This is a genomic window from Clostridium sp. CAG:221 (assembly GCA_000435835.1).
In the GTDB taxonomy this organism is placed as follows: domain Bacteria; phylum Bacillota; class Clostridia; order Clostridiales; family Clostridiaceae; genus Clostridium.
This window is the reverse complement of sequence record FR883350.1, coordinates 1-25,284: the sequence shown is the minus strand read 5'-3', so window position 1 is coordinate 25,284 and position 25,284 is coordinate 1. Positions and strand designations below refer to the sequence as shown.

The window sequence follows — 25,284 nt, the reverse complement described above, 5'->3', positions numbered from 1 at the left end:
AGAAGATACAATAGATAATTCTATAAATATTTTAAATGGAAAGGTTGAAAATTCTATAGGTGGGAGATCTTATGGAATAGGAATAAGAATATTTAAAGGATTAAAAAGCGTTTATGCTTATACAAATAATAATAGCCTTCATTCATTATTACAAACTGCTGAAAAAGCAGCATTAGCATTAGGAGAATTGAAGGAAGATATAAGCATAACTTTATATGAAAAGGAAACTATAAACATACATCCTACAATTTATCTACCATCAGCTGTAGAAGCAGATAAAAAGATAGGTGTAATGAAGATTGCTTATGATGCTGCTAAGAGTTATCATAGTGAAATTACTCAAGTAAGCGTTGGCTATGGTGATAAGGAGCAAAACATATTAATAGCAAATACAGATGGTTTATACACAGAAGATAAAAGAGTAAGAACAAGATTATTTATTAATGCAGTAGCTTCTGCCAATGGGGAAAATCAAACAGGAACTGAGGGTCCAGGTAGAAGAGCTGGAATAGAAATGTTTAAATATATAGATCCTGAATATTATGGAAGACAAGCTGCAAGAAGTGCTCATACTATGCTTCATGCTAAGAATTGTCCAGCAGGAAAGATGACAGTAGCTATTGATAATGGTTTTGGTGGAGTTATATTCCATGAGGCATGCGGACATTCATTAGAAGCTACATCTGTTGCTAAAGGAAACTCTGTATTTACAGGTAAATTAGGAGAACAAATAGCATCTACTAAAGTTACAGCTATTGATGATGGAACAATTCCAAATGCATGGGGGTCATTAAATATAGATGATGAAGGAACTCCAACACAAAAGAATGTTTTAATTGAAAATGGTATTTTAAAATCTTATATGATAGATAAATTAAATGCTAGAAGAATGGGCATGAAGGTTACAGGAAGTGGAAGAAGACAAAGTTATAAATATGCACCAACTTCAAGAATGACTAATACTTATATAGCTAATGGAGATAATACACCAGAAGAAATAATAGCATCAATAAGTGATGGATTATATGCTAAGAAAATGGGTGGAGGTTCTGTAAATCCTGTTACAGGTGAATTTAACTTTGCAGTATCAGAAGGATATTTAGTGAAAAATGGAGAAATCCAAGAGCCAGTTAGAGGTGCTAGCTTAATAGGAAAAGGTAGCGAAATATTAATGAATATTGATATGGTAGGAAACAATATGACTCAAGGGCAAGGAATGTGTGGCTCATCTTCAGGAAGCATACCAACTAACGTAGGTCAGCCTATGATAAGAGTAAGTGAAATTACTGTAGGTGGAAGATAGGAGGTAATGTAATGGAATTAAAAATATTTGTAGATCAATTATTTGCAGAAGCTAAAAAAGTAGGTTTTGTTGAGTGCGAAGTATATTATGTTGATAGAGAAAGCCTTAGTATAAATGTATATAAGGAAGAAGTAGAGAAATATAATTTAAATACTTCTTATGGATTATCATTTAGAGGAAAAATGGGAGATAGGATAGGATATTCTTATACAGAAATATTAGATGAAGAAGCAATTCATATGCTTGTTAATAAGGCTAAAGAAAATGTATTAGCAATTGAAAGTGATGATATTCAATTTATCTACGATGGAGATAAGGAGTATAAGGATGTATCCACTTATTCAGAGTCTCTTGAAAACATAGCAGCAGATAAGCTTATACAGATAGCTTTAGATATGGAAAAGGAAGCTAAAGCCTTAAACAGTAAAGTAGAAAGTTTTGCAGGTTGTGCTGTAGCTTATAGTTCTGGTAAGTATGGCATAATAAATACCAAGGGATTAAATTTACACAATAAATCAAATTTATTATCAGCATATGTATGCCCAATAATAAAGGAAGATGAAAAGATGTATGATGGATTTGGATATGTAATAGCTAAATCTCTTGATGAAGTTAATCCAAAGAAGATAGCAGAAGATGCTGTAAATGAGGCTTTATCTAAAATAGGAGGAAAAGCTATTCCTTCAGGTAACTATCCTATAGTTATAAAAAATGAAGCAATGGTTTCAATGTTATCTACCTTTGCTGGTATATTCAGTTCAGATGCAGCTCAAAAAGGGCTAAGCCTTTTAAAGGGAAAAGAAGGAGAAGAAATAGCATCATCAGTAATTAATCTAGTGGATGATCCACATTTAAAAGATGGTCTTGCATCAGTAGGCTTTGATGATGAAGGCGTAGCAACAGAAAAGACTTACCTTATTAAAGATGGAAAATTAGAAACATTATTATATAACTTAAAGACTGCTAATAAGGCTGGTGTTAAATCAACAGGTAATGGATTTAAAAATTCATATGCATCTTCAATATCAGTATCACCTACTAATTTCTATATTGAAAAAGGAAATAAAGATTTTGAACAGTTATTAGCTAATATAGATAAGGGACTTATCATAACTGATTTTGCAGGACTTCATTCAGGAGCAAATGCTATTACAGGAGAATTTTCTTTAGCAGTTAATGGATTCTATATTGAGAATGGTAAAAAGACATTCCCTGTTGAACAAGTAACAGCTTCAGGTAACTTCTTTAATTTACTTAAAGATATAGAAGAAGTAGGTAATGACTTAAAGTTCCCAATGAGTAGTGTAGGAAGCCCATCTATAAAGGTTAAATCACTTGCTATAGCAGGAGAGTAATAATAATTAAGAATTAAGAATGAAGAATGAAAAATTATGGAATAAACTCTTACAGAGTTTAGGAAAATAGAAGTTATATTTTCTAAACTCCTGAAAGGAGTTTATTCTACAATTCATCATTCATAATTCATAACTCATCATTAACTAAAGGGGTGTTTTTGTGGAAAAGTATGATTTAGTTGTAATTGGTTCTGGAGCTTCAGGATTGGTTTCAGCTATTACTGCAATGCGAGAAGGAGTAAAGGATGTTCTTATTATAGAAAAGGAAGAAAATCTAGGAGGAAATTTAAATTTATTTATACATGATGGTTTTGGTAATTTTTATTTAGGAGAAAAAGTAACTGGTCCTGAGTTTTCTAGCATAATGATAGATGATTATAAGAAATTAGGAGGAAAGTACTTAACTAGTAGCAAAGTTTTAGAGATAAATGCTGATAAAAGAATAACTGTTATTAATCCAGATAAAGGTGTTTATGATATTGAAGCTGGTGCAATAATATTAGCTACAGGTTGCAAGGAAAAGTTTACAGGTAATATAATGATTCCAGTAGACAGATATACAGGTATTTTTACTATAGCATCAGCTCATAGATTAGTTAATTTCCATGGCTATTTACCTGGAAAAGAAGTTGTAATACAAGAAAGTGGTAAATGGTCAGCACTTTTAGCTAGAAGGTTATTAATAGAAGGTGCTGAAATAAAGGCTTTAGTAACAGCTAAAGAATCATTAGATAAGGAGCAGTTAGATATACTTAATGGTTTTGATATTCCTGTAATATATAATGCAAAAATTTCAGAAATTGGCGGAGCGGAAAGAGTTGAATGGGCTGCTGTTATGATTGATGAAAAGGATGAAGAATTAATTGAATGCGATTCTTTAATACTATCAGTAGGATATTATCCAGAAATAGATTTAATAAGAAGCTTAAACGTAGACATAAAAACTATAAATACTGTTGAAGACGGATTTTTTGCTTGTGGGACAGTAAAGCATGGAGTTGAAGGAGTATTTTCTAGTGGAGAAGATGGATATATAATTGGACATTTAGCTTCGCAATATATAAAGAAGTATTTATACTAAATTAGTATAAATACTTCTTTTGCTTTATTGAATAATATATCCTGTCCTTTAGGATTAAAGTGAATACCGTCCATCAATATGTTATTGCCTAGATTACTATTAGATGCTTCATAAAAATCTATATATTTTAAATTATATGAATTACATAAGTTTATTAACTCCATTCGTAATACTTCCAGATTTTTATGGCAATAATCATAGGTAAGAGATGGCATAAATAAAGCTTGTGCCATAGCAGAGTCAATAACAGGAGGAATGCCAATAATCACTTTAATATTTTTAGCAAAAGCTTCTTTTATCATTACTTCCATATTTTCAATTATTTTAGACACTGGTCTGTTAGATAAAAGATCATTGGTACCACCCATAATGAATAATGATTTAGGTGAATTGCTTACTACATCTTCATAAAATCTAAAAAGCATATCAGTAGTTGTATTTCCATTGACACCTTTGTTAAGTATGTTTAATTTAAGATATTCTGAAAGCTTATGTACCCAATTATCCTTTGGTTTAACTCCATAACCAAAAGTAAGACTATCTCCTAAAAATATAAAATCTATCATTATTGAGCCTCCTTAAAATAATTTTGTAAAGCATTTTTTACAGATTAAAGTTTTACCACCATCAGCTTTTATACAAGATGATTCATCAATTAATCCATTGCATATTGAACACTTTTTAACTGAGGTAGTATTAGTTTCTTTTGTTTTTGTAGTGGGAATTACCTTCTTTAAGGATGAATAAATTCTCTTTTCTGAAGGAGTAGTTTTTTCCTTAATGGTATATGTTACTTCAAAGGTGCTTTCGCCATAAAACTCTAATTCAAAACGAGGATTTTCCTTATCATAATACTCTTCAGTTATTATTCGGCGAATTTGTGCATCATTAACTATAAGTCCGCTTTTTTCAATACCATCAAAAATACTTTTTGTTATATTAGCAGTATCAGGATGACGCTTTTCACTTTTATAGTAAACTTTCAAGATGGCAATTAATGATTCTTCTAGTATGGTAGTAGGATTTTGACTTCTAGCATAATAAGCAATCTCTTCCTCATATAAGGCATATTTGTCATGAGCCTTTCCAGTGTTATAAGGAAGTATTGCTCTGCCATCTTTATTATGTAATTTAAAATTTGATTTTGAAATAGGGGAACCTGGTACTACGACCTTAGCATATGGTTTCATAAACAATTCTCCTTAAAATTCTATAAATTGAAATAAATATTTAATGAATATGTAAGATTTAATTTATATAATTAAAACATGTACTATATTTAGAATATACAATAGAGAGAAAAAATTAACAAGGTTTGTTTGATTATAGGGTTTTATTAAGATATAATACTCCTTAGATATAAACAGTAATAAGAAGAGGTATAGATAGATATGGAAAAGAAATATATATTAGCTATAGAATCAAGTTGCGATGAAACTTCAGCAGCTGTTGTTGTTAATGGAAGAGAAGTTTTATCAAATATAATAGCATCTCAAATAGATACACATAAAAAGTTTGGTGGAGTAGTACCTGAAGTAGCTTCAAGAATGCATATAGAGGTTGTTAGCGGAGTAGTTCAGGAAGCACTAGAAGAAGCTGGGGTAACATTGGAGCAAATTGATGCTATAGGGGTTACCTATGGGCCAGGATTAGTAGGTGCATTATTAGTAGGCCTACAATTTGCTAAGGGATTAGCATTCTCAACTAAAAAGTCATTAGTAGGAGTTAATCACATAGAAGGACATATATGCGCAAATTACATACAACATAAAGATTTGAAACCACCATTTGTTTCATTAGTAGTTTCAGGAGGCCATACTTTTATAGTACATGTTAAAGACTATGGTGTATATGAAGTAATAGGACAGACAAGAGATGATGCAGCAGGAGAAGCATATGATAAAGTTGCTAGAGCATTAGGTCTTGGATATCCAGGTGGACCAAAGATAGATAAATTAGCAAGAGAAGGAAATCCAGATGCTATTGCTTTCCCAAAAGCTAATTTTCATGATAAATCTTTAGACTTTTCATTTAGTGGTGTTAAATCAGCAGTACTAAACTACTTAAATAAAGCAAAAATGCAAAATGTTGAAGTTAATAAGGCTGACGTTGCAGCTTCTTTCCAAAAAGCTGTAATAGAAGTGTTAAAAGATAATGTAATGGAAACATGTAAAAGCAGAAATGTTAAGAAGATAGCCATTGCTGGAGGAGTTGCTTCTAATTCAGCTCTAAGAGAAACTATTATGAATGCAGCATCTAAGAAAGGAATAGAAGTATTATTCCCAGCACCAGTATTATGTACAGATAATGCAGCTATGATTGGAAGTGCAGCATACTTTAATTTAGTAAATGGTAAGATAAGTGATTTAAACTTAAATGCAAAGCCTAACTTAAAGCTATAATAATATAAAAGGAGATTGAAAAAATGAACTTATTGCCACATTCAAACGGAGTAAGAAGAGTTAATATGAAGAGGCAAAGAACTACTAAAGAAAAATTAAAGAATATGGCTAAGGTTTTAATGGGTATAATAATAGCAGGCTTTATTGTTCAACAAATTACAAACTTTATAGCAGGAGAAACTTTAATAGAAAGAGTAGATTACACTACAGTAGATGATAAAAGAATGGATTTTAGATTAAAGGGAAGTGGAAATTATACTGTAGTATTTGATGGAGTGCTTGGAGGTAATCTAGAAGTTTGGGATACAATTGCCAATGAAATTGAAGAAAATGATAATGTAGCAACTTTCTTATATAATAGAAGGGGATATGGCTTTAGTGCATCAGGATCAGCTAGAACAATTGAAGAACAAGCTCAAGATTTAAAGATATTATTAAGGAAATCTGGAGCTATGGAACCATATATCCTAGTAGGAGAAGAGTATGGTTCATTAGTATTAACTAGCTTTGCAAAACAGTTTCCCGATTCAGTTGCAGGAATTGTTTTAGTTAACCCATTAGTGGAAGAGGATATTAAAAATTCAGGCAATAGTTTAAAGAATGTGGCTTTAAGAATAAGGAGAAAAATAGAACAAGTAGGTTCATATGTTGGATTTACAATGCTTTTGGACAAATTAAATTTGGATATTAATATTAATGATATTGATGATACTTTAGAGGGAGATGCTTTAGAGGAGTTTTCAAGTCACAGGACAAAAGCAAGTTATACCACAGCAGTAAGCAATGAATTAAGCAATTTATCAAATTATAATTTAGATATTCAGCAAGAAGGAGTATTTACAGGGAAGCCTTATTGCTTAATAACTAAAAATAAAGATGAAAGATTAAAGAGCTTAGGCGATGAAGATTTAACTACCTATATTGTAAGTAATACTGATTCTTCGGTATTATCATTAAAGAGTTCTACTGATATACTTGCAGGAATACGAGGAGTAATCAAGCAGTGTAAGGAACAAAAAAAATAGAAAGTTATTTAATAACTTTCTATTTTTTTTATATCTAGAAGTTGAAAATGACTTTACTGTGAAATTAGTGTGAATTATAGATTTAAAACCTATTTGTCATATATTTGACACATAAGGTGGTTATATTATAAGTATAGAATAGTTAACGGAAAGGGAGAGTTAGTTATGGATGATAAGAATATTTATGATGTAGTATATAGTAGTGGAAAGGATAATAATAACGATACCTATAATTTTCAGGAGCCACATGTTAAGACTAAAAAGAAAAGAGGCTTTAATAAGACAATAGCAGGAGTTATTGTTTGTACATTATGTAGTGGATTCATAGGAAGTGGAGTAACATATTTAGCATTAAAGGATAATTTAACACAAACAAAGACAATTAATGTAAATCCATCAAAATTTGATACTAAAAGTGAAGCTTTAAGTGCTACGGAAGCATATAATAAAGTTGCGCCGGCTGCTGTTGTAGTTTCAACTAAATCAGTAACTCAAGGATATTTCATGCATACACAGGAAGTTGAAGGAATTGGATCAGGATTTATAATAAATGAAGAAGGTTATATACTTACAAATTATCATGTTATTCAGGGAGCACAAGAAATATCAGTTACATTAAGTAATGATGTAACAACTACAGCTCAGGTAGTTAATTATGATGAAAATCAAGATGTGGCAATGATTAAGATAACAGATGAAAATGTTGAAATACCAGCAACAGTAGAACTTGGAGATTCAGATGCATTACAGCCAGGTGAAGAGGTAATAGCAATAGGTACTCCATTATCAACAGAACTATCAAGTACAGTTACTAAGGGGATAATCAGTGCTACTAGTAGAAGTGTTGCTGTTGAGTCAGGAGTAACAATGAACTTAATTCAAACAGATGCTGCAATAAATGCTGGTAATAGTGGTGGACCATTAGTAAACACTAAAGGAGAAGTAGTTGGTATAAATTCAAGTAAGATTAGTGGTGAAGCAGTAGAAGGTATTGGATTCTCAATTCCAATAAATGATATAAAGGATAAGATAGAATCATTATCAAAGCCAATATTAAATTTAGGGATTTCAGTTAGAACTATTGATGAAGCACTATCTAAGCAATTAAATATGGAACAAGGATTATATGTAGTTGAAGTAACAGAATTTTCTTCAGCTGAAAAGGCTGGGTTAAAGGCTGGAGATATAATTGTTAAAGCTGATGGAAATAGAATAACAACATTTGATGAATTTAAAGCAGTAAAGAATGGTAAAGAAGAGGGAGATGAAATATCTCTTGAAGTAATAAGAAATGGTGAAAGTAAAACAATAAATGTAAAATTAACAGCTAGTTAATATTTAGGTTAAATAAAAAGGGTTTAGTTATTATGGTAACTAAGCCCTTTTATTTTATATGTCAATTAGTTTTCCCTTAGTATATCAATGTAAGCTGATAGAGTAAGTTTAGCAGTATTACTCCAAGTAAAGTTAAGACTATTTTTATATCCTTTTTCACCATATTCAGCAAGAAGGCTTGGTGAATTTAGTAATTTTAACATTGCTTCACTTAAAGCAGATTTATCAAATGGATCAATAAGAACAGCGGAATCATTGGCTACTTCAGGAATAGAACTAGTGTTAGAAGTGATGACAGGAGTTTTGCAACCCATTGCCTCTAAGATAGGTAGTCCAAAGCCTTCATAAGAAGATGGATACACAAAAAGATCTGAGGCATTATGGAAGTATGGTAAATCATCATCTGATACAAAACCTGTAAAAATTACTTTATCATCTATAAGAAGATCTTTAGTAAGTTCTTTTAGTTTAAGGCCTTCATCCTTAAGAGAGCCACATATTACAAGAGAATAATCTTTACTTAATGAAGAAAGTATATTTTTAAAAGATACAATAAGTTCATAAACATTTTTACGCTTACTAAAACCCCCTAAATATAAAATAAAAGGAGTGTTGATTTTATACTTTTTATAAATGTAATCTTTACATTTATCTTTAGAAAGAGGTTTATATGAACTATTAGCAGCTAATGGAGTAACATATATCTTATCTTCAGGACAATTAGGAAAGAATCTAAGTATATCTTTTTTTGAATAGTTAGAGACAGTTAATATGCCCTTACAGTTTTTAATTATAAAGGGCATATCAGTAAGGAATCTTTCTAAATATCCTTTTCCAACAGTTTCAGGCATGATATAGGGAATTAAATCATGAATAGTGACTACGGAAGGAGTACTATAAGAGCTTGACAATCCTATTCCATTTTGTGGTATATGATGTAAGTCAATATGATATTCTTGTAATATGCTAGGATAGTAATAATTTTCAAAGAATAAATTATGTTTTTTAGAAGTCAATATGACCGTTGAATTTTCCCTTTTATATTTTTCAAAATTATCTCCAGCCCAAAAGATTGTATAGTTATTTTTTTTATCTATATTAAGAAGTTCCAATGTTAAATTTTCAATATAAGTACCTATTCCAGAGCCTTTATATAAATTAATACCACGAGCATCAATAGAAAAGTTCAAAAATAAGCGCCTCCTAAAAAAACCTTATACAATAAAATATTATTATTTTAAATTAATGTGATAGAAACACAATAAAATGTACATATTCATATAATACAGATGAGAGAATGTTTAGGAGACATTAATGGATATAAATGAAATAAAAGATATAGTGGAAGAAAACTATGGCATTAATATTAAGTCAATATCAAAGGTGAAAAATTCATATAATGTTAAAGCAGATGAGGGAGAATATTGTATAAAGAATATAAAGTATGACTTTCCTCATTTTAATTTTATTATAAGCGCCATTGAACATTTACAAAAAAGGAAATTTAAAACTATTCCTGAAATACTACCTAATAAAGATGGTAATAAGTATATAGAAATTGAAAATAATTATGCATATATTACTAAATGGATACATTCAAGGGTTAGCAATTTTAATAATCCTATTGAGCTTCAAGCTATAGCAGGAAAGCTAGCAGAGCTGCATAAATGTAGTAGGGGATTTAATTTGAATAGGAAAATGAGGCCAAGAATTGGATGGTATTCATGGATTAATGTTTTTAATACAAGATGTAGCGAAATATTAGACTTTAGAAATAGAATATATCAAAAGGCATATAAAAGTGAGTTTGATAAAATTTATTTAGAGCATATAGATAATGAAATTGAGAGAGGTCAAAGAGCTGTAAAGGGTCTTGAAGAAAATGGATATTTTTCTCTTATGGATATTGAAGTAAAGAAAAGAGGTTTTTGTCATCATGATTTTGCCCATCATAATATTTTAATTGATAAGGATCAGCAAATAAATATAATAGATTTTGATTATTGCATATTAGATACTCATATACATGATTTGGCATCTTTACTTATAAGAGCTATGAAGGATGGTAAATGGAGTGATAAAACTGGTGATTTAATTATTAATAGTTATCAGGAAACATTGGAAGTAACTGATGAAGAACTTAAGATTATGAAGTATTTTATTATGTTTCCCCAAAGCTTCTGGCAGATAGGCCTTCAATATTATTGGGAGCAGCAGCCATGGAATGAAGAGGTATTTATAAATAAAATAATTAGATACCTGGAGGATGTTGAATATCGTGAAGTATTTTTAGATGAATACTTTAAATAGGAGGATAGTTTCATGGATATTTACGAGTATTTAAGTAGTAAAAGCATTATCATAAGTGATGAAAGATTTAAAGGTAATGTTGAAGTAAGTATTAGTGAGCAGATTCAATTAATATCTGATGCACATAAGAGACTTTTAGCTGGCAAAGAAGCTATTATACCTAGAATTCAAAGTGTCATTGGTAAGGATTTTGAAGCATATAAGGTTGATATAAAAAAGAATAAGAACTATATAAGTAAAATTACAAATAATAAAGGTACAAGTTATATTGAGGATTATTTGATAGATGAAGGTACTAGTATTATAAAAAATGCAGAAGAAACCCTTAGTTTATTAGATTTAGAAATATATTTTTCAATAATTAAAAGAAGTATGAAAAGATATGAAATATGTTTAGGTAGAGTTGATGAAAGTAACTTAAAGAGAGACAAAAATGAAATAATATATATAAGCAGTAGTAGATATATTGCTTATGACTTATTGGAAAGTGATTGTTATAGTTATATAAAAAAAATTAAAAGAAGAAAAAGAAACTATAATATAAATAATATAATAAATGAGTTTGCTAATAAGTCAGCATTAGATGATGATAGTGTTAAATATTTAAGAATATTATCAATATATCCCAATGAATCTATGAAAGTTTTAAATAAATGTAGAAATGGTAAGGTTGATATCACTAATGAAGATATAGTTAATAAGTTAAAAAATGCAAAAGAATGTGATGATATTAAACTTTTATAAGGGGTAATAAAATGAATAAAAATAGATATGTTGAACGAAAGGCTTTATGTGATTATGATTTATGTGAAGGATTATTTGATAAACTTAATTTAACTGTTCAAGATATGATTCCACTAAGAAAGGTATTTTTATTAGTTACTGATAAGGGAAAAAAAATATTAAAAAGATGTGATATGAAATTTGAAGATGTTCAGTTTATTGATGAAGCTTTAAATTATATATATGCGTCAGATAAAGATGTAATTAGGTATTGTAGAAATAAAGATAATGAAGTTATAACAACTTATAATGGAAAGAATTATATTGTGCTTGATATGATTGAAGGTAGAGAAGCGACATTTACTAATCCAGTGGAAATATCATGGTGCACTAAAGCAATAGAAAAGCTTCATGTTTCATCAAAAGGAATAGAAAAATATTTAAAAGATTTAAATATAAAATGTAAATATGGCAGTAATATAATCAATGAGTATATTAATGATTTAAAAAATATGGAACAAATAAAGTTTTTAGTAAAAAAATATAAATATAAAAATGACTTTGATAGTTTATTTTTGAATAGTGTAGAATCAATGGAGAAACAAATGAATAAAGCCATAGAATTATTAATGAATACTAACTATGAAAAGATGAAAAGGGATAATAGATACTTTTATTTATGTCATAATGATTTAGCTCATCATAATTTTATAATAGATAATGATAATGTTAATATAATAGATTTTGATTATTGCAATATTGATTTGAGAATTAAAGATATATATATATTTATAAATAAGGTTATTAAGAACCTTGTTTATGAAAAAGATGCTATAGATAATATTTTAACAGCTTATGATAAACCAGAGGATAAAATAGATAACCAAGAAAGAGAGATATTAAATTCTCTTTTATGTTATCCCTATGACTTTGTGGAAATAATTAAGTTATATTATTATAAACAGAAATCATGGGAACAGGAAGTATTTGTAAGCAGACTTAAAAATAAAATAGAATTAGATGATTTTAGAGTTGAATTAGTAAAAAGAATTCTAAAATAAAGAAAAGAGCTGCAATAAAAACTATAATTTTATGCAGCTCTTTTTTTATTAATTTATTTAGAATTAATAATTTTCTCATAAGCAGAGATTGTATTTTTAGCAGTTTTCTGCCAAGTATAATTAGAGCTTGTTATAAGTCCTTTTTGAACCATAGTAAGTTTAAGCAAGCTGTCACATAATACTTTCTCCATGGCATAACTTAGGGCATATACATCATAAGGATTTACCAATAAGGCAGAATTATAAAATAATTCCGGTAAGGATGTTACATTTGATGTAATGACTGGAGTACCACAAGCCATTGCTTCTAACGGAGGTAATCCAAAGCCCTCATAAAATGATGGATAAGTTAGTAATTCACATGCATTATAAAAAATAGGCAAATCTTCTAAAGGAATAAAATCAGTAAAAATTACTGAAGATGAAATATTAAGTTCTTCAGTTCGTAATTTATATCTATCATATGAAATACCTTTTCTACCGGTTATAACCACCTTAAGATTTTTCCTTATGGCAGGATTTAGAAGGGAATAACTTTCTAATATACCTAATATATTTTTACGAGGGCTATAACCGCCCACATATAAAATAAAGTCATCACTTATTCCGTATTTTTCTTTAATAACTTGTTTACATGAATTCTTGCTTAGAGGACGATAAATTTCTTCTGCAGCAAGATGTGTAACATAAATTTTTTCTTTAGGAAAATTAAATTCTTTAGCAATATCTTCTTTTGAAAAGTCAGACACAGTTATGATGCCATCGCAATTAGAAATTATTTTAGGAAGTTCCTCATTAAATATTTTTAAATATCTATCGCTAACTGTTTCAGGCAATTTTAAGGGGATTATATCATGCAAGGTAATGGCTTTAAGACAATTAATATTTTCAGAAAGTCCTACTCCGTTTTGAGGAACATGATATAAATCCATCTTATTATTTTTTAATAGATTAGGAGTTTTAACATCATCCCAAAAATGATTATTTGAAGACTCCTTAAGACATTCTATGGTAAAGTTATCTTTTAAAACTAAATCAGTGTTTTGTGGCAAGAGTATCAAGTATTGATTACTTGAATCTACTATACTTAAGTTATTAATTAGCTGATAAGTATAAGTGCCAATGCCTGTTCCTCTATACCATTTAGCAGCTCTTCCATCAATGCCGATCTTCATGATTTAATCCTTTCATAGTTGTTTTAATTTATTATATTAAAGCAAGTAAAAAAATGTTAATAAAAGAAAACAGATATACATATAAATATATAGGGGGTGATAAAAATGATGAGAGAGTTTGAAATAGAGAGGCAGTTTCAAATAAAAATTGATATTATAAAGGCTAATAAAGGTGTATATTACTTAAAAACTAATAAAGGCGAAAGATGTCTAAAGAAAATTAATTATGGACCTCAAAAACTCTTATTTGTTTATGGAGCAAAAGAGCATCTAATAAAGAATGGGTTTGAATCTGTAGATAGGTATTTCTTAAATAATGAAGGAGAGCCTTATGCTTTAGTAAATGAGGATTTATACACCCTATCTGAATGGCTGGACGGAAGAGAATGTGACTTTCATAATTTAGAAGAAGTAAAACTAGCAGCTGAAACTTTAGCTAAATTGCATGAAGCTTCTAAGGGGTACGATCCACCAGAAAATTCAAAATTGAAAACAGATTTAGGCAGATGGACTAGCCTCATGGAAAAGAGAATAAAATCATTAGATAAAATGAGAGATATGATAAGAAAGAGAAATAATAAAACTAATTTCGATATGTTATATCTTAAATCTATGGATTTTTATAAAGAAATTGGTAAAAATGCCTTAATGACATTAAAGGAATCAAATTATATAGAACTTTGTGAGATTGCAGAAAGAAATAAAGGATTCTGCCATCATGATTATACTTATCATAATATAATACTTACAGAAGATAATAAGGTAAATATAATTGATTTTGATTATTGTAAGAGGGAAATAAGAGCTTATGATATTTCAAATTTTATGATTAAAGTACTGAAGAGATGTAATTGGAACTTAGAGTATGCTAAGGAGATAATCAATGCATACAATAGTGTATCACCTTTAAGAGATGATGAGTATAAAGTTCTTTATGCATATCTTCAATTTCCACAACGTTACTGGAGATTGGCTAATAGATATTATTATAATGAGGTCAATTGGGGGCAAAATACTTTTTCCAATAAGATTGAAAGTATCATAAATGAACAAGAGAAGTTTACCAAGTTTTTAGATGATTTTAAAAAGGAATATTCCCTTTAAAAAATAGAGCTGATATTAAACAGCTCTATTTTTATCTTGTTAAATAAAAGTGAATTTTTAATTAAACAAAGCGTTGATTATACTCATATTATAAAATAGTAATATGAAATATGGAGATGCATATGAAAATAGGCGATATTGTTGTGAGAAAGTCATATGATAAAGATATAATATTTAAAGTTATAGATATAAAGGAAGTTAGAGGAAAGACATATTGTATCTTAAAAGGATTAAGTATAAGAATAATAGCAGATTCACCTAGAGATGATTTAGAAGTTGTTGATTATGGATATGTAGAAGAAAAAGAAAAGATATTAAATAGTAGAGTAAATGAAGCAATGAAAAAAGCAAAAGGTATCCAGAGAAAAATTGGCATGAGGGAGCAGATAAATTGTAGAAGTAACAAAAATCAGAAATCACAAGCTGTAAATAATGATATGTTCTTCGGAAGGCCAGGGAAAATACTTCATATAGATGGTGATGAGGAATATTTAGAAACATGTTTAAAGGTTTATAAGCAATTATCTTTAGATGCAGTGGGAAAAGCAATAGCAGAAAAAGAACAATGGACAAAAGTAATAGATCTTGTTAAAGAGGTAAAGCCTGACATTGTAGTTCTTACTGGACATGATAGTGTACTAAAGAGTACAGATGATTATTTAGACCTTGAAAATTATAGGAATACTAAATATTATATTGAAGCAGTAAAGGCATTGAGGGATTATAACTCTAGCTATGATGAACTAGTAATATTTGCAGGGGCTTGTCAATCATGTTATGAATGTCTTTTAGATGCAGGAGCTAATTTTGCTAGCTCACCAAGTAGAGTTCTTATACATTGTCTGGATCCTGTTTTTGTTTGTGAAAAAATAGCCTATACTAAAATAGATGAAGTTGTTTCTATAACAGATGTAGTTGAAGGAACTATTACTGGTATTAAGGGCATTGGAGGACTGCAGACCAGAGGAAAATATCGTGAAGGATATCCAAAGTCAAATTATATATAATTGGTTTATAGTTGAGCTGTATCGGATGATATGGCTCTTTTATATGTAGTATAAAATTAATAAAATTTTAAAGTTACTGTATAAAATTTATAAAATTTGAAACAATAATTAATGGATTGATAATATTATCTAAAAAGTAAAAGTTTACATTGACAAGTGTATATAAAGATGATAAAATATTTGGTTTTATTTGACAATTGAAAAAAAAAGGAGTAAAATTTATATTAGAAAGAGGGTGTTTTCATGGAAAGAAACAGGACTTTAGCGACAATTAGAAATGACATTGAAAGGCATGTAGGCGAGAAAGTAACCTTAAAAGCCAATGGAGGTAGAAAAAAAATTTTAGTCAATGATGGAATAATTGAAAGCGTTCATCCAAGTATTTTCGTTGTTAGATTAGACAATGACACCCAGAGGACTGTGACATATAGTTATTCAGATGTTTTAACAAAAACAGTTATGTTATATTATGCTGTATAATTAAAGACTTCGAATAAATATCGAAGTCTTTTTTATATGCAAAAAAAGAAAGATGGCGGGTATCCATCTTTCAACTATGGTATAAAAGGGTATTGAGAATTTATGAGAGGTTATATGGTCAATAACCTCTTTTATAATACGACATATTTTTAATGTTGTCAACAATATATTTAAAAAAATATGAAAAAAATTAAAGTTACATCTTTAATTCGACATAATATTGATAAAATAATGGCTTTGATAAAAAATTTTCTCAGAAAATTATAAAAATCAATTTGAAAGTGTTAACAAATATCATTCATTAGAATAAATATATAGTTAGGAAAATATATATTATAGTAGTTAAACTATAGGAGGGATATTATGTCACAAATAGATGTCATTAAAGAAAATGTTCAATATGAACAGCTTTTAAGAGAAAGTACTGGAAGCAATATTTTAAAAGGAGAATACTTAATTAAGGATTCACATCCAGATGTACATGAAATCTTAGGAGTTGATGCAAAGGCTACAGTGACAAATAAAGAAGTTTTAGCTGATAAAGTTATGCTTGAGGGTGTTGTAACCTATACAGTTTTATACTTATCTATTGATGAAAGTGATATAGAAAGAATAAATTCTGTAAATCTATCAGAAAAATTTGCAGATTATCTAGAGCTAACCGGTATAGAACATAAAGTCCTTTGTGATGTTGAATGTGTAGTGGAACATATACAAGCTAATATTATGAATGAGAGAAAAATATCCGTAGAAGGAGTTAGAACTACAAAATGGAATATTTATCAAGTTGATGAATTTGAATTTATTAAAGATTTAGAAGGAACTTCAGATATTCAAGTTCAGAAGGAAACTGAAGAGATAAATAAGGTAATTGGTGATAAAGAAATAGAACTTATGGGAAAATCAATCTTAAAAGCAACTATGGATAAAGCAGAAATCGAAGATATATTACAATGTTCATTAAATCTTCATAAGAAGGAAACTAAGCTAGGGGAAGATAAGATATATTTTGGCTGCTACTGCAAGGTGGAAGTTTTATATAAGGGAAAAGATACTGATGATATAATACTTTTAAATGATGATATATATTTATCTAAAGAGCAAGAACTTATTGGATGTAATGCTGATATGATGGCGTATAATGAAGTAGACATAGTAAATAGTGACTATATAGTAACTTTAGATGATTTAGGAGAAAACAGGATTATCAATGTAGAATTCTTGGCTAAAGGCTTAGTTAAGGTTTTATCTAAAGAAAAAATTGATTTAATAAACGATGCGTATTGTCCATCACAACCAATAGATTTAATAAAGAGTAATCATGATATTGGATTAATACATGGTATGGTAAATACAGAGGTAATTATAAAAGATAATATATCTTTAAACGATGATAAAGAAAAGATAGGATCAATTATAATGACATCAGGATCTCCTGTTGTTACAGATAAAAGTGTTGAAAATGATAAAATAAAGCTAGATGGAGTAGTAAAAGTTTCAGTATTATATAGGACTGCTGATGAGATAAGCAGAATAAATATGTGTACAGGAGAAGTTCCTTTCACTACAGTAATAGACTTAAAAGGTACTAATAAAGATATGGATGTAGTGAGCAAGGTACAAATAGAGTCAATAGATTCAACTATTGAAGCTAATACTATAGGAATAAGAATTACTTTAAGTGCATGGGCTAAAGTTTCTTATAAGGTTAATAAAGAATGGATAGTTGATGTGGTAGAAAGTGAAAATGGACGAGCAGAAAGCAAAGCATCAGTGACAATTTATTCAGTAGATAAAGGAGATACTTTATGGAATCTTGCTAAAAAGTATAACACAACTATTGAGGAACTAGTAAAGATCAATGATATTGAAAATCCAGATGTAATAATCGTTGGGCAAAAACTTATAATACCAGGAAGAGCCGTTTTTTAATGAAGAATTAAGAATGAAGAATGAAGAATTAAGGATGAAACTCCTAGGGGAGTTTCTAAAATATATTTTTAAAGAATTTCGTAGAAATTCTTACCACAATTCATAACTCATCATTCATAATTCATAATTCTCTAAGTTTATAAAAAAGGTAATCGCATTTGCGGTTACCTTTTTTTGAATAATGAGTTGGTATTATGGATAAAATAACAAACGTACGATTTGAGGTGATATGATGAGTGAAAAAGTTGTTGGTAATTTAATTATCATTGGAGGGGCGGAAGACAAGGTTGGCGATAAGGAAATATTAAAGAAAGTAGTAAGTTACATTAATAAAGAAAAGGATATGATTTTAATTGCAACTATAGCTACAGAATATCCAGAAAAAAGCTTTAAGAATTATGAAAAGGCTTTTAAATCCTTAGGCGTAAAAAATATAGAAAAGTTAGATATTAAATGTCGGGCTGATGCTTATGTAGATGAAAATATAAATTTAGTAAAGCGGTGTAATATTTTATTTTTTACAGGTGGGGATCAACTTAGAATAACTAGTATTTTAGGGGGAACTCCAATTAATGAAGCTATAAAAAATTTATGTAAGAGCAAAGCATCTATTGTAGGAACTTCAGCAGGAGCTTCAGTTATGAGTGATACTATGATAATTGAAGGAAAAGATGATGAATCACCAAGAAAATGCACTTTGAAAATGTCACCAGGATTAGGGTTGGTAAAAAATATAATGATAGATCAGCATTTTGCGCAAAGGGGAAGAGTAGGAAGGCTTTTGACCGGAATAGCGCAAAATCCAGAAGTGCTTGGAATTGGTATAGATGAAGATACAGCAATAATTGTCAGTGATGAAGGCATAGCTGAAGTTGTTGGGTCAGGAGCAGTATATTTTGTAGATGGCAGTAGTATACAATATAGCAATGTTTCTGAGCAATATAGTAATGAAGTGTTAAGCATGTTTAATGTTAAATTACATGTATTAAAAGAAGGAAATAAATTTAACTTACTTAAAAAGGCGCCTTTAGAGGAGGATAAGAATTTTTATGAAAATGATAAGTAGCACAGTTTATAAGGGGAGAAATATATATTCACATAAAAAGTGTATAAAGATAGAAGTAGATTTAGAAGGGTATTCAGAAATTCCCAGCAGAGATATTGAGTCTTTTAATGAAAAGCTTTTAGAATTAGTTCCAGAATTATATACCCATAGATGTGGCATAGATGAAGAAGGCGGTTTTGTTAAAAGATTGAATGAAGGAACATATTTGGCACATATATGTGAGCACATTATTATTGCTTTGCAAAATAGTTTAGGCATTGACTTAGCATATGGTAAGGCAAGAGAAAAAAGTGGTGATATCTACATCATAGTTTTTCAATATAAATATGAAAAAGTGGCAATGGAAATCGTTAAATTAGCAATTGAAATAATAAATAGCCTTATTAAGGGAAGAAGTATAGATATTAAAATAAGATTAAGCATAATAAGAGAAATAATCAATGAAGAATCTATAGGACCAAGTACGGCAGAAGTTATAAAAGGAGCAGAAAAGTTCAATATGCCTGTTATAGATATTGGTAATGGAGATTTTTATCAAATAGGATATGGTAGTCAAGGAAGACGAATTGAAGCAGCAATAACCAGTGAAACAAGGTGTGTAGCTGTGGATATTTCCTGTGATAAGCTAATTACAAAACAGATTTTAGATATTCAAAATCTGCCGGTGGCAAGAGGACAAAAAGTTAGTAATGTCATTGATTTATTAAGAGTTGCTGATGAAATAGGTTATCCAGTAGTAGTGAAGCCCCAGTTTGGTAGCAAGGGGAAGGGAGTTTTTGTAAATATAAAAAGCAAAAAGGAATTAGTAAAAGTATATGACTATTTAAAAGATCAATTTAAAGATATAATCATAGAAAAATTTCATGAAGGTGACGACTTTAGAGTTTGTATTGTAAATAATGAGGTAGTAGCTGTATCAAAAAGAATTCCTCCTTTCATAATAGGTGATGGATTAAAGAACATAGAACAGTTAGTAGAAGAGATTAATTCCGCTGAAAATAGAGGGAGAGATCATGAAAAGCCTCTTACTAAAATTGATATAGATTTTCTTTATTTAAACGAGCAAGGATATCATTTAACTACTATATTAGAAAAAGGGCAAAAGGTATTTTTAAGAAGAAATGCTAACTTATCTACTGGTGGAATAGCTGTTGACTACACTGATGTTATAAGTGATGAAAATAAAGAGATATGTGTAAGAGCTGCAAAAGCCATTGGTTTAGATGTATGTGGTATTGATATTTGTACTAAAGATATTACAAAATCAATTAAGAAAAATGGAGTAATATTAGAAGTTAATTCAGCACCAGGATTAAGAATGCATGTATATCCTTCTTATGGTAAGTCACGTAATATAGGCGAAAAAGTTGTAAGTATGCTTTATAACAACAATGTGCATAATATTCCTGTTATATCCGTTACAGGAACAAATGGAAAAACAACAACAACTAGGATTATTAGTAGTGTGCTAATGAGAATGGGATATTGTGTAGGTATGACCTGTACCGATGGTATCTATATAAACGGTAGATGCATTGACAATGGAGATGATACTGGAGCCGATAGTGCTACTTGTGTACTTTTAAATAAAGATGTTGAGTTTGCTGTATTAGAAACTGCTAGAGGTGGAATTATTAGAAAAGGATTAGCCTATGATTTAGCTGATGTAGCTGTAATCACTAATATTACCGAAGACCATTTAGGCTGCGATGGCATAGAAGATATGGAAGACTTGTGTATGGTAAAATCTTTAGTGGCTGAAGCTGTAAAAGAAGATGGATTTGTAGTTTTAAATGCTGATGATAAATATAGTTTGGATATTATTCCACGAATAAAGGCACAAATAATATATTTTTCAAAGGATTGCAACAATGAGTATATTTTAGAAGCAATTAGGAACGATAATATATGTGTTTATCTAAGTGAAGGATATGTATGTGCATATAACCGTGGTAGAGAATATAGAATAATAAAGATTGAGGATGTACCAATAACTTTAAATGGTGTGTTGGAATTTAACATTGAAAATGTTATGTCAGCTTGTGCAAGCTTAATAGCAATGCAAGTGGATTATAGCATGATAAAAGTGGGACTTAGCAAATTTGAATTAAGCGAAAAATACAATTCAGGTAGATTTAATATGTATGACTGCAATGGAGTAAAGACGATTTTAGATTATGGTCATAATATTGAAGGATACAGAAAGGTTTTATCTTCTCTTAAAGAACTATCAAATGGTAGCATTATTGGTGTTATAGGGATACCTGGCGACAGAAGTAATAATGATGCTATAAGAATAGGGAAACTTAGTAGTAATATTTTAGATAAAATAATAATTAAAGAGGATAAAGACAGAAGAGGTAGAAGCAGTGGTGAAATAGCTGAACTTATTAAAAAAGGTGTTCTTCAAGTAAATAAAGATGCAGATTTAAAAGTTATCTTAGATGAGGTTGAAGCTTTTAGAACTGCACTTATGGAAGCAAAGAGCGGAGATACGGTAATTGTATTCTTTGAAAAGAGAGAGCCTTTATTAGAAGTTATTGAGTATTTTAGAAAAGAACAAGATTATAAAGGTTATACAAAGATTAATTAAATAAAATATAGATAGCGGGTAACATTTAAATTATTCTTAACAAATAAAAAAATAAATGTTACCCACTTTTTTCAAAAATTTTAGGTAATAAAAGATATATTTACTATAGATAAAATACTATATATAATAGTAGTTATAAAGTTTTAGATATATTTGAGTTTCAAGAATTAAATATATGGTTATGACAGATTAAGTAAAAGGCTTTCGTTGAAAGGATTTGAATATATGAAAATTAAAGCATACGGTAAGGTAAACATATCTTTAGATGTAGTTGGAAAAAGAGAAGATGGGTATCATTTATTGAGCATGATAATGCAAAATATAGATTTATATGATGAAATTGAAGTTGAGAAACAAGAATGTGGAATAATTTTAGAATGCAATAAAAGCTATGTTCCAGTAGATAATAGAAATTTAGCCTATAAAGCAGCTGAAATTTTTAAAGAAAGATATGATATTGTTGATGGAGTAAAAATAAATATAGAAAAAAATATTCCAGTTTCAGCAGGTCTTGCAGGTGGTAGCACAGATGCGGCAGCCGTATTAAAAGTAATGAATAAATTATTTAATGTTAATGCAACTGAAGAAGAATTAATGGAACTAGGCTTAAAGTTAGGGGCAGATATTCCTTATTGCATTCATGGAGGAACAGCCTTATGTGAAGGAATAGGAGAGATAATAACGCCTATTAAACCATTTAGAGATAAGATAGTAGTTCTAGTTAAGCCTGCATTTGGTGTTTCTACTAAGGAAGTATATAAAAACTTCAATTTAGAAAAAGTTAAACAACATCCAAAAACAGCAGAGATAATCAATGCCATAGAAAATGATGATTTGAATTTTGTAGCAAGTAATATGAAAAATTTATTAGAAAATGTTACATTAAGAAAACATAAAATATTAATTAAGATAAAAGAAGAAATGAATGCTTGTGGAGCAATTAATTCAATGATGAGTGGAAGCGGACCAACAGTTTTTGCATTTTTTGATGATATGTTAAAGGCACAAAGATGTTTTGAAAAGATGAAAAAGAAATATAGTGATGTATTTATAACAAGAACAATATAAAAATAAAAAAATTATAAATAAATATGAATAATCCCCTAAAGTATGTCAATACTTAACTCATATAGGGGGTTATAAATATGAAAAAAGTTTTTAGTATATTTTTAGTTTTTATAATTTGTATAGGCACTTTAGTTGGTTCAACTAATAAAGGATGCATAGATGCACAGCTAGTTACTTTAAATTATGATGAAATTAAAGACAAGCTTATTAGATTTCATGTTATTGCAAATAGTGATTCTGATGAAGATCAAGCTGTTAAGTTATTGGTAAGAGATGAAGTTATTGATTATATTAATGTTCAATTAAAAGATGCTACAGGTATAGATGAAGCAAGAGATATATTAAAAGATAATATAGAAGAAGTAAATAATATAGCAGTAAATATACTTAGGGAAAATGGCTTTGATTATGAAGCAAATACAATGATATCAAATGAAAACTTCCCTGATAAAGTTTATGGAGATTATTTATTTCCACAAGGAAACTATGAAGCATTTAGAATTATCATTGGAAATGGTGAAGGCCATAACTGGTGGTGCGTAATGTTTCCTCCATTATGTTTTGTTGATGAAACAAAAGGTGATGTAGATTCAAAGGAATTAGAAAAAGAGCTTATTGGTAATAACCATGAAAGAAGCTATAATAGTAATATAGAATGCAAGTTTAAAATAGTAGAAGTGATAAAAGATATTTTAAAAAACAATTAGGGGGATGAGTATGACTAGAGCATTAGCCATGATTTCAGGTGGATTAGATAGTATTTTAGCAGCAAAATTAATAAAGGAACAAGGAATAGATGTAATTGGAATATGTTTTAGATCTTATTTTTTCAGTGAAGAAAGTGCTAAGAAAATGACTAAACAAATAGATATTCCTTTAGTGGTAGTTGACTTTTCAAAAGAGCATTTTGAATTAGTTAAAAACCCTAAACATGGTAGAGGAAAAAATATGAATCCATGTATAGATTGTCATTCAATGATGATGAATTATGCAGGTGAGCTTTTAGAGAAGTATGAAGCAGATTTTATTATTACAGGAGAAGTATTAAATCAAAGACCAATGTCTCAAAATAGGCAAGCGCTTGATATTGTAAAAAAAGAATCTGGCTTTAAGGACAAAATTCTTAGACCTTTATGTGCAAAGAATTTACAACCTACAGAAATGGAGCTAAATGGATTAGTTGATAGAGAAAAGCTAATGAAAATAAGCGGAAGAAGTAGAAAGGTTCAAATGGCTTTAGCTGAAGAATGGGGAATAAAAGAATATCCATCACCAGCAGGTGGATGTAGACTTACTGAGCCAGGGTATGCCTTAAGATTAAAAGATTTATTAGGTTTTAATAGTACACCAAATGAAAATGAATTGAGTTTGTTAAGATACGGTAGACATTTTAGAACAAAAGATAATAATAAAATAATAGCAGCTAGAACAAAAGAAGAGGGAGATGAAATTAAGAAGCTTATCAATGATACATATCTTAATTTCCACCCAATTGATTTTTCAGGAGCTTTAGTAGTTATGGAAAATGAAGGTACTGCTGAAGATAGAGAATTAGCAGCAAGGATTGCCGTAAGATATAGTAAAGGAAAGAATGAAGAAGAAGTTAAAGTAAGATACGGATTCTATGGCCAAAAGCATAATAAGGAAATGAATGTATCTCCAGTGGCAGATAAAGAGTTAGAAGAATATTTAGTTAACGTAAAATAGGAGGAAACATGGAAAAGAGTGCAGTAATATCTATAAGAAGTTTTTCAGATTTAGATAAAGATGAAGTAATAGAAGTAGTTACACCAGGAAAATTTCATTTAGGAGAAAGTGAATTTAAAGCTGTGTATGAAGAGTCAGAAATATCAGGTATGGATGGAACAACTACAACTTTAGTTATAAAAGACGACGTATTGGTTTTAGAAAGAGAAGGATCTACTAGTACAAGAATGGAATTTAAAAAGGGTGAAGATGTAATTTCTTTATATAATACTCCATATGGTATGATGAATATCAATATATCTACAAAGGAATTAGATATTGATATGGATGAAGATGGTGGAGTAATATATACTAAGTATGTATTAGGATTAGAAGGACAGCCAGGAATAACTACAGAGCTTAAAGTTAAAATTAGAGCTAATTAATGAAGATAAAAGTACAAGGTAATTAATAATTATCTTGTACTTTTTTAAAAAAAAAACTTACTAAATTTCTGATTATCTTTTCATAAGTTGGTAAATGCCGATATATCCCGTATTTTAGGGCTTTATCGGTAT

At 29.3% G+C, this 25,284-nt stretch carries 23 protein-coding genes; 19 read left to right on the top strand and 4 right to left on the bottom strand.

Annotated elements, in window-relative coordinates; translation table 11 throughout:
- From Q5O44_RS00525 to Q5O44_RS00515, 3 genes are all read left to right on the top strand, one after another.
- The coding region (locus tag Q5O44_RS00525) for a TldD/PmbA family protein (RefSeq protein ID WP_302637006.1) at positions 1–1,303 on the top strand (1,303 nt) is incomplete at its 5' end.
- 11 nt (positions 1,304–1,314) lie between these two features.
- Positions 1,315–2,658: a TldD/PmbA family protein gene (locus Q5O44_RS00520; protein WP_022166427.1), complete on the top strand. Its 1,344-nt coding sequence runs from the start codon at positions 1,315–1,317 to the stop codon at positions 2,656–2,658.
- A 160-nt stretch (positions 2,659–2,818) separates the two neighbouring features.
- The gene (locus tag Q5O44_RS00515; RefSeq protein WP_022166426.1) at positions 2,819–3,739 is read left to right on the top strand and encodes an NAD(P)/FAD-dependent oxidoreductase; all 921 of its coding nucleotides are present in this window, start codon (positions 2,819–2,821) and stop codon (positions 3,737–3,739) included.
- On the opposite strand, the gene Q5O44_RS00510 is transcribed toward Q5O44_RS00515, so the two are convergent.
- A complete protein-coding gene (locus Q5O44_RS00510; protein ID WP_022166425.1) occupies positions 3,736–4,305 on the bottom strand; it encodes a GDSL-type esterase/lipase family protein in 570 nt (189 codons plus the stop codon). The two genes, Q5O44_RS00515 and Q5O44_RS00510, sit on opposite strands and share 4 nt — an antisense overlap.
- 12 nt (positions 4,306–4,317) lie before the next feature.
- Positions 4,318–4,929, bottom strand: a complete 612-nt coding sequence (locus Q5O44_RS00505; RefSeq protein WP_022166424.1) for a RusA family crossover junction endodeoxyribonuclease — start codon at positions 4,927–4,929, stop codon at positions 4,318–4,320.
- Between the two features lie 201 nt (positions 4,930–5,130).
- Here Q5O44_RS00505 and tsaD point away from each other — a divergent pair, with 201 nt between their 5' ends.
- The 3 genes from tsaD to Q5O44_RS00490 all read left to right on the top strand — a co-directional run bounded on the left by tsaD (position 5,131) and on the right by Q5O44_RS00490 (position 8,501).
- A complete protein-coding gene (gene tsaD / locus Q5O44_RS00500) occupies positions 5,131–6,141 on the top strand; it encodes a tRNA (adenosine(37)-N6)-threonylcarbamoyltransferase complex transferase subunit TsaD (protein WP_022166423.1) in 1,011 nt (336 codons plus the stop codon).
- A gap of 23 nt (positions 6,142–6,164) precedes the next feature.
- Complete coding sequence (locus Q5O44_RS00495) at positions 6,165–7,166, top strand: alpha/beta hydrolase (RefSeq protein WP_022166422.1); 1,002 nt, start codon at positions 6,165–6,167, stop codon at positions 7,164–7,166.
- Positions 7,167–7,331: 165 nt separating this feature from the next.
- Positions 7,332–8,501, top strand: coding sequence for a S1C family serine protease (locus Q5O44_RS00490; RefSeq protein ID WP_022166421.1), 1,170 nt, complete (start codon positions 7,332–7,334; stop codon positions 8,499–8,501).
- Positions 8,502–8,566: 65 nt separating this feature from the next.
- On the opposite strand, the gene Q5O44_RS00485 is transcribed toward Q5O44_RS00490, so the two are convergent.
- On the bottom strand, positions 8,567–9,691 hold the full coding sequence (locus tag Q5O44_RS00485) for a glycosyltransferase family 1 protein (RefSeq protein ID WP_022166420.1): 1,125 nt from the start codon (positions 9,689–9,691) through the stop codon (positions 8,567–8,569).
- 124 nt (positions 9,692–9,815) lie between these two features.
- On the opposite strand from Q5O44_RS00485, the gene Q5O44_RS00480 reads away from it, so the two are divergent.
- The 3 genes from Q5O44_RS00480 to Q5O44_RS00470 are packed head-to-tail and all read left to right on the top strand — an operon-like array spanning position 9,816 to position 12,595.
- On the top strand, positions 9,816–10,811 hold the full coding sequence (locus Q5O44_RS00480) for a CotS family spore coat protein (RefSeq protein WP_022166419.1): 996 nt from the start codon (positions 9,816–9,818) through the stop codon (positions 10,809–10,811).
- 12 nt (positions 10,812–10,823) lie between these two features.
- Entirely contained in the window at positions 10,824–11,555 is a 732-nt protein-coding gene (locus Q5O44_RS00475) for a hypothetical protein (protein WP_022166418.1), read from the top strand.
- A gap of 11 nt (positions 11,556–11,566) precedes the next feature.
- The gene (locus tag Q5O44_RS00470) at positions 11,567–12,595 is read left to right on the top strand and encodes a CotS family spore coat protein (protein WP_022166417.1); all 1,029 of its coding nucleotides are present in this window, start codon (positions 11,567–11,569) and stop codon (positions 12,593–12,595) included.
- A gap of 53 nt (positions 12,596–12,648) precedes the next feature.
- On the opposite strand, the gene Q5O44_RS00465 is transcribed toward Q5O44_RS00470, so the two are convergent.
- The gene (locus Q5O44_RS00465) at positions 12,649–13,770 is read right to left on the bottom strand and encodes a glycosyltransferase family 1 protein (RefSeq protein ID WP_022166416.1); all 1,122 of its coding nucleotides are present in this window, start codon (positions 13,768–13,770) and stop codon (positions 12,649–12,651) included.
- A 105-nt stretch (positions 13,771–13,875) separates the two neighbouring features.
- Here Q5O44_RS00465 and Q5O44_RS00460 point away from each other — a divergent pair, with 105 nt between their 5' ends.
- From Q5O44_RS00460 to Q5O44_RS00415, 10 genes are all read left to right on the top strand, one after another.
- A complete protein-coding gene (locus tag Q5O44_RS00460) occupies positions 13,876–14,874 on the top strand; it encodes a CotS family spore coat protein (protein WP_022166415.1) in 999 nt (332 codons plus the stop codon).
- Between the two features lie 122 nt (positions 14,875–14,996).
- On the top strand, positions 14,997–15,881 hold the full coding sequence (yabG, locus tag Q5O44_RS00455; RefSeq protein ID WP_022166414.1) for a sporulation peptidase YabG: 885 nt from the start codon (positions 14,997–14,999) through the stop codon (positions 15,879–15,881).
- Positions 15,882–16,124: 243 nt separating this feature from the next.
- Positions 16,125–16,361: a Veg family protein gene (locus tag Q5O44_RS00450; RefSeq protein ID WP_022166413.1), complete on the top strand. Its 237-nt coding sequence runs from the start codon at positions 16,125–16,127 to the stop codon at positions 16,359–16,361.
- 363 nt (positions 16,362–16,724) lie between these two features.
- Positions 16,725–18,293 (top strand): SPOCS domain-containing protein, encoded by a 1,569-nt coding sequence (locus tag Q5O44_RS00445; RefSeq protein WP_022166412.1) that lies wholly within the window; start codon positions 16,725–16,727, stop codon positions 18,291–18,293.
- Positions 18,294–18,525: 232 nt separating this feature from the next.
- Positions 18,526–19,359, top strand: a complete 834-nt coding sequence (locus tag Q5O44_RS00440) for a cyanophycinase (protein ID WP_022166411.1) — start codon at positions 18,526–18,528, stop codon at positions 19,357–19,359.
- On the top strand, positions 19,343–21,952 hold the full coding sequence (cphA, locus tag Q5O44_RS00435) for a cyanophycin synthetase (RefSeq protein ID WP_022166410.1): 2,610 nt from the start codon (positions 19,343–19,345) through the stop codon (positions 21,950–21,952). The genes Q5O44_RS00440 and cphA overlap by 17 nt, the downstream gene beginning before the upstream one ends.
- A 225-nt stretch (positions 21,953–22,177) precedes the next feature.
- Positions 22,178–23,020 carry a 4-(cytidine 5'-diphospho)-2-C-methyl-D-erythritol kinase gene (gene ispE, locus Q5O44_RS00430; RefSeq protein WP_022166409.1) on the top strand — a complete coding sequence of 281 codons (843 nt, stop codon included), beginning with the start codon at positions 22,178–22,180 and terminating at the stop codon, positions 23,018–23,020.
- A 77-nt stretch (positions 23,021–23,097) separates the two neighbouring features.
- Complete coding sequence (gene spoIIR, locus Q5O44_RS00425; protein ID WP_022166408.1) at positions 23,098–23,727, top strand: stage II sporulation protein R; 630 nt, start codon at positions 23,098–23,100, stop codon at positions 23,725–23,727.
- A gap of 10 nt (positions 23,728–23,737) precedes the next feature.
- The gene (locus tag Q5O44_RS00420) at positions 23,738–24,727 is read left to right on the top strand and encodes a DUF814 domain-containing protein (protein ID WP_022166407.1); all 990 of its coding nucleotides are present in this window, start codon (positions 23,738–23,740) and stop codon (positions 24,725–24,727) included.
- Positions 24,728–24,735: 8 nt separating this feature from the next.
- Positions 24,736–25,152 (top strand): DUF1934 domain-containing protein, encoded by a 417-nt coding sequence (locus Q5O44_RS00415; RefSeq protein ID WP_022166406.1) that lies wholly within the window; start codon positions 24,736–24,738, stop codon positions 25,150–25,152.
- The last annotated feature ends 132 nt before the right edge of the window (positions 25,153–25,284 follow it).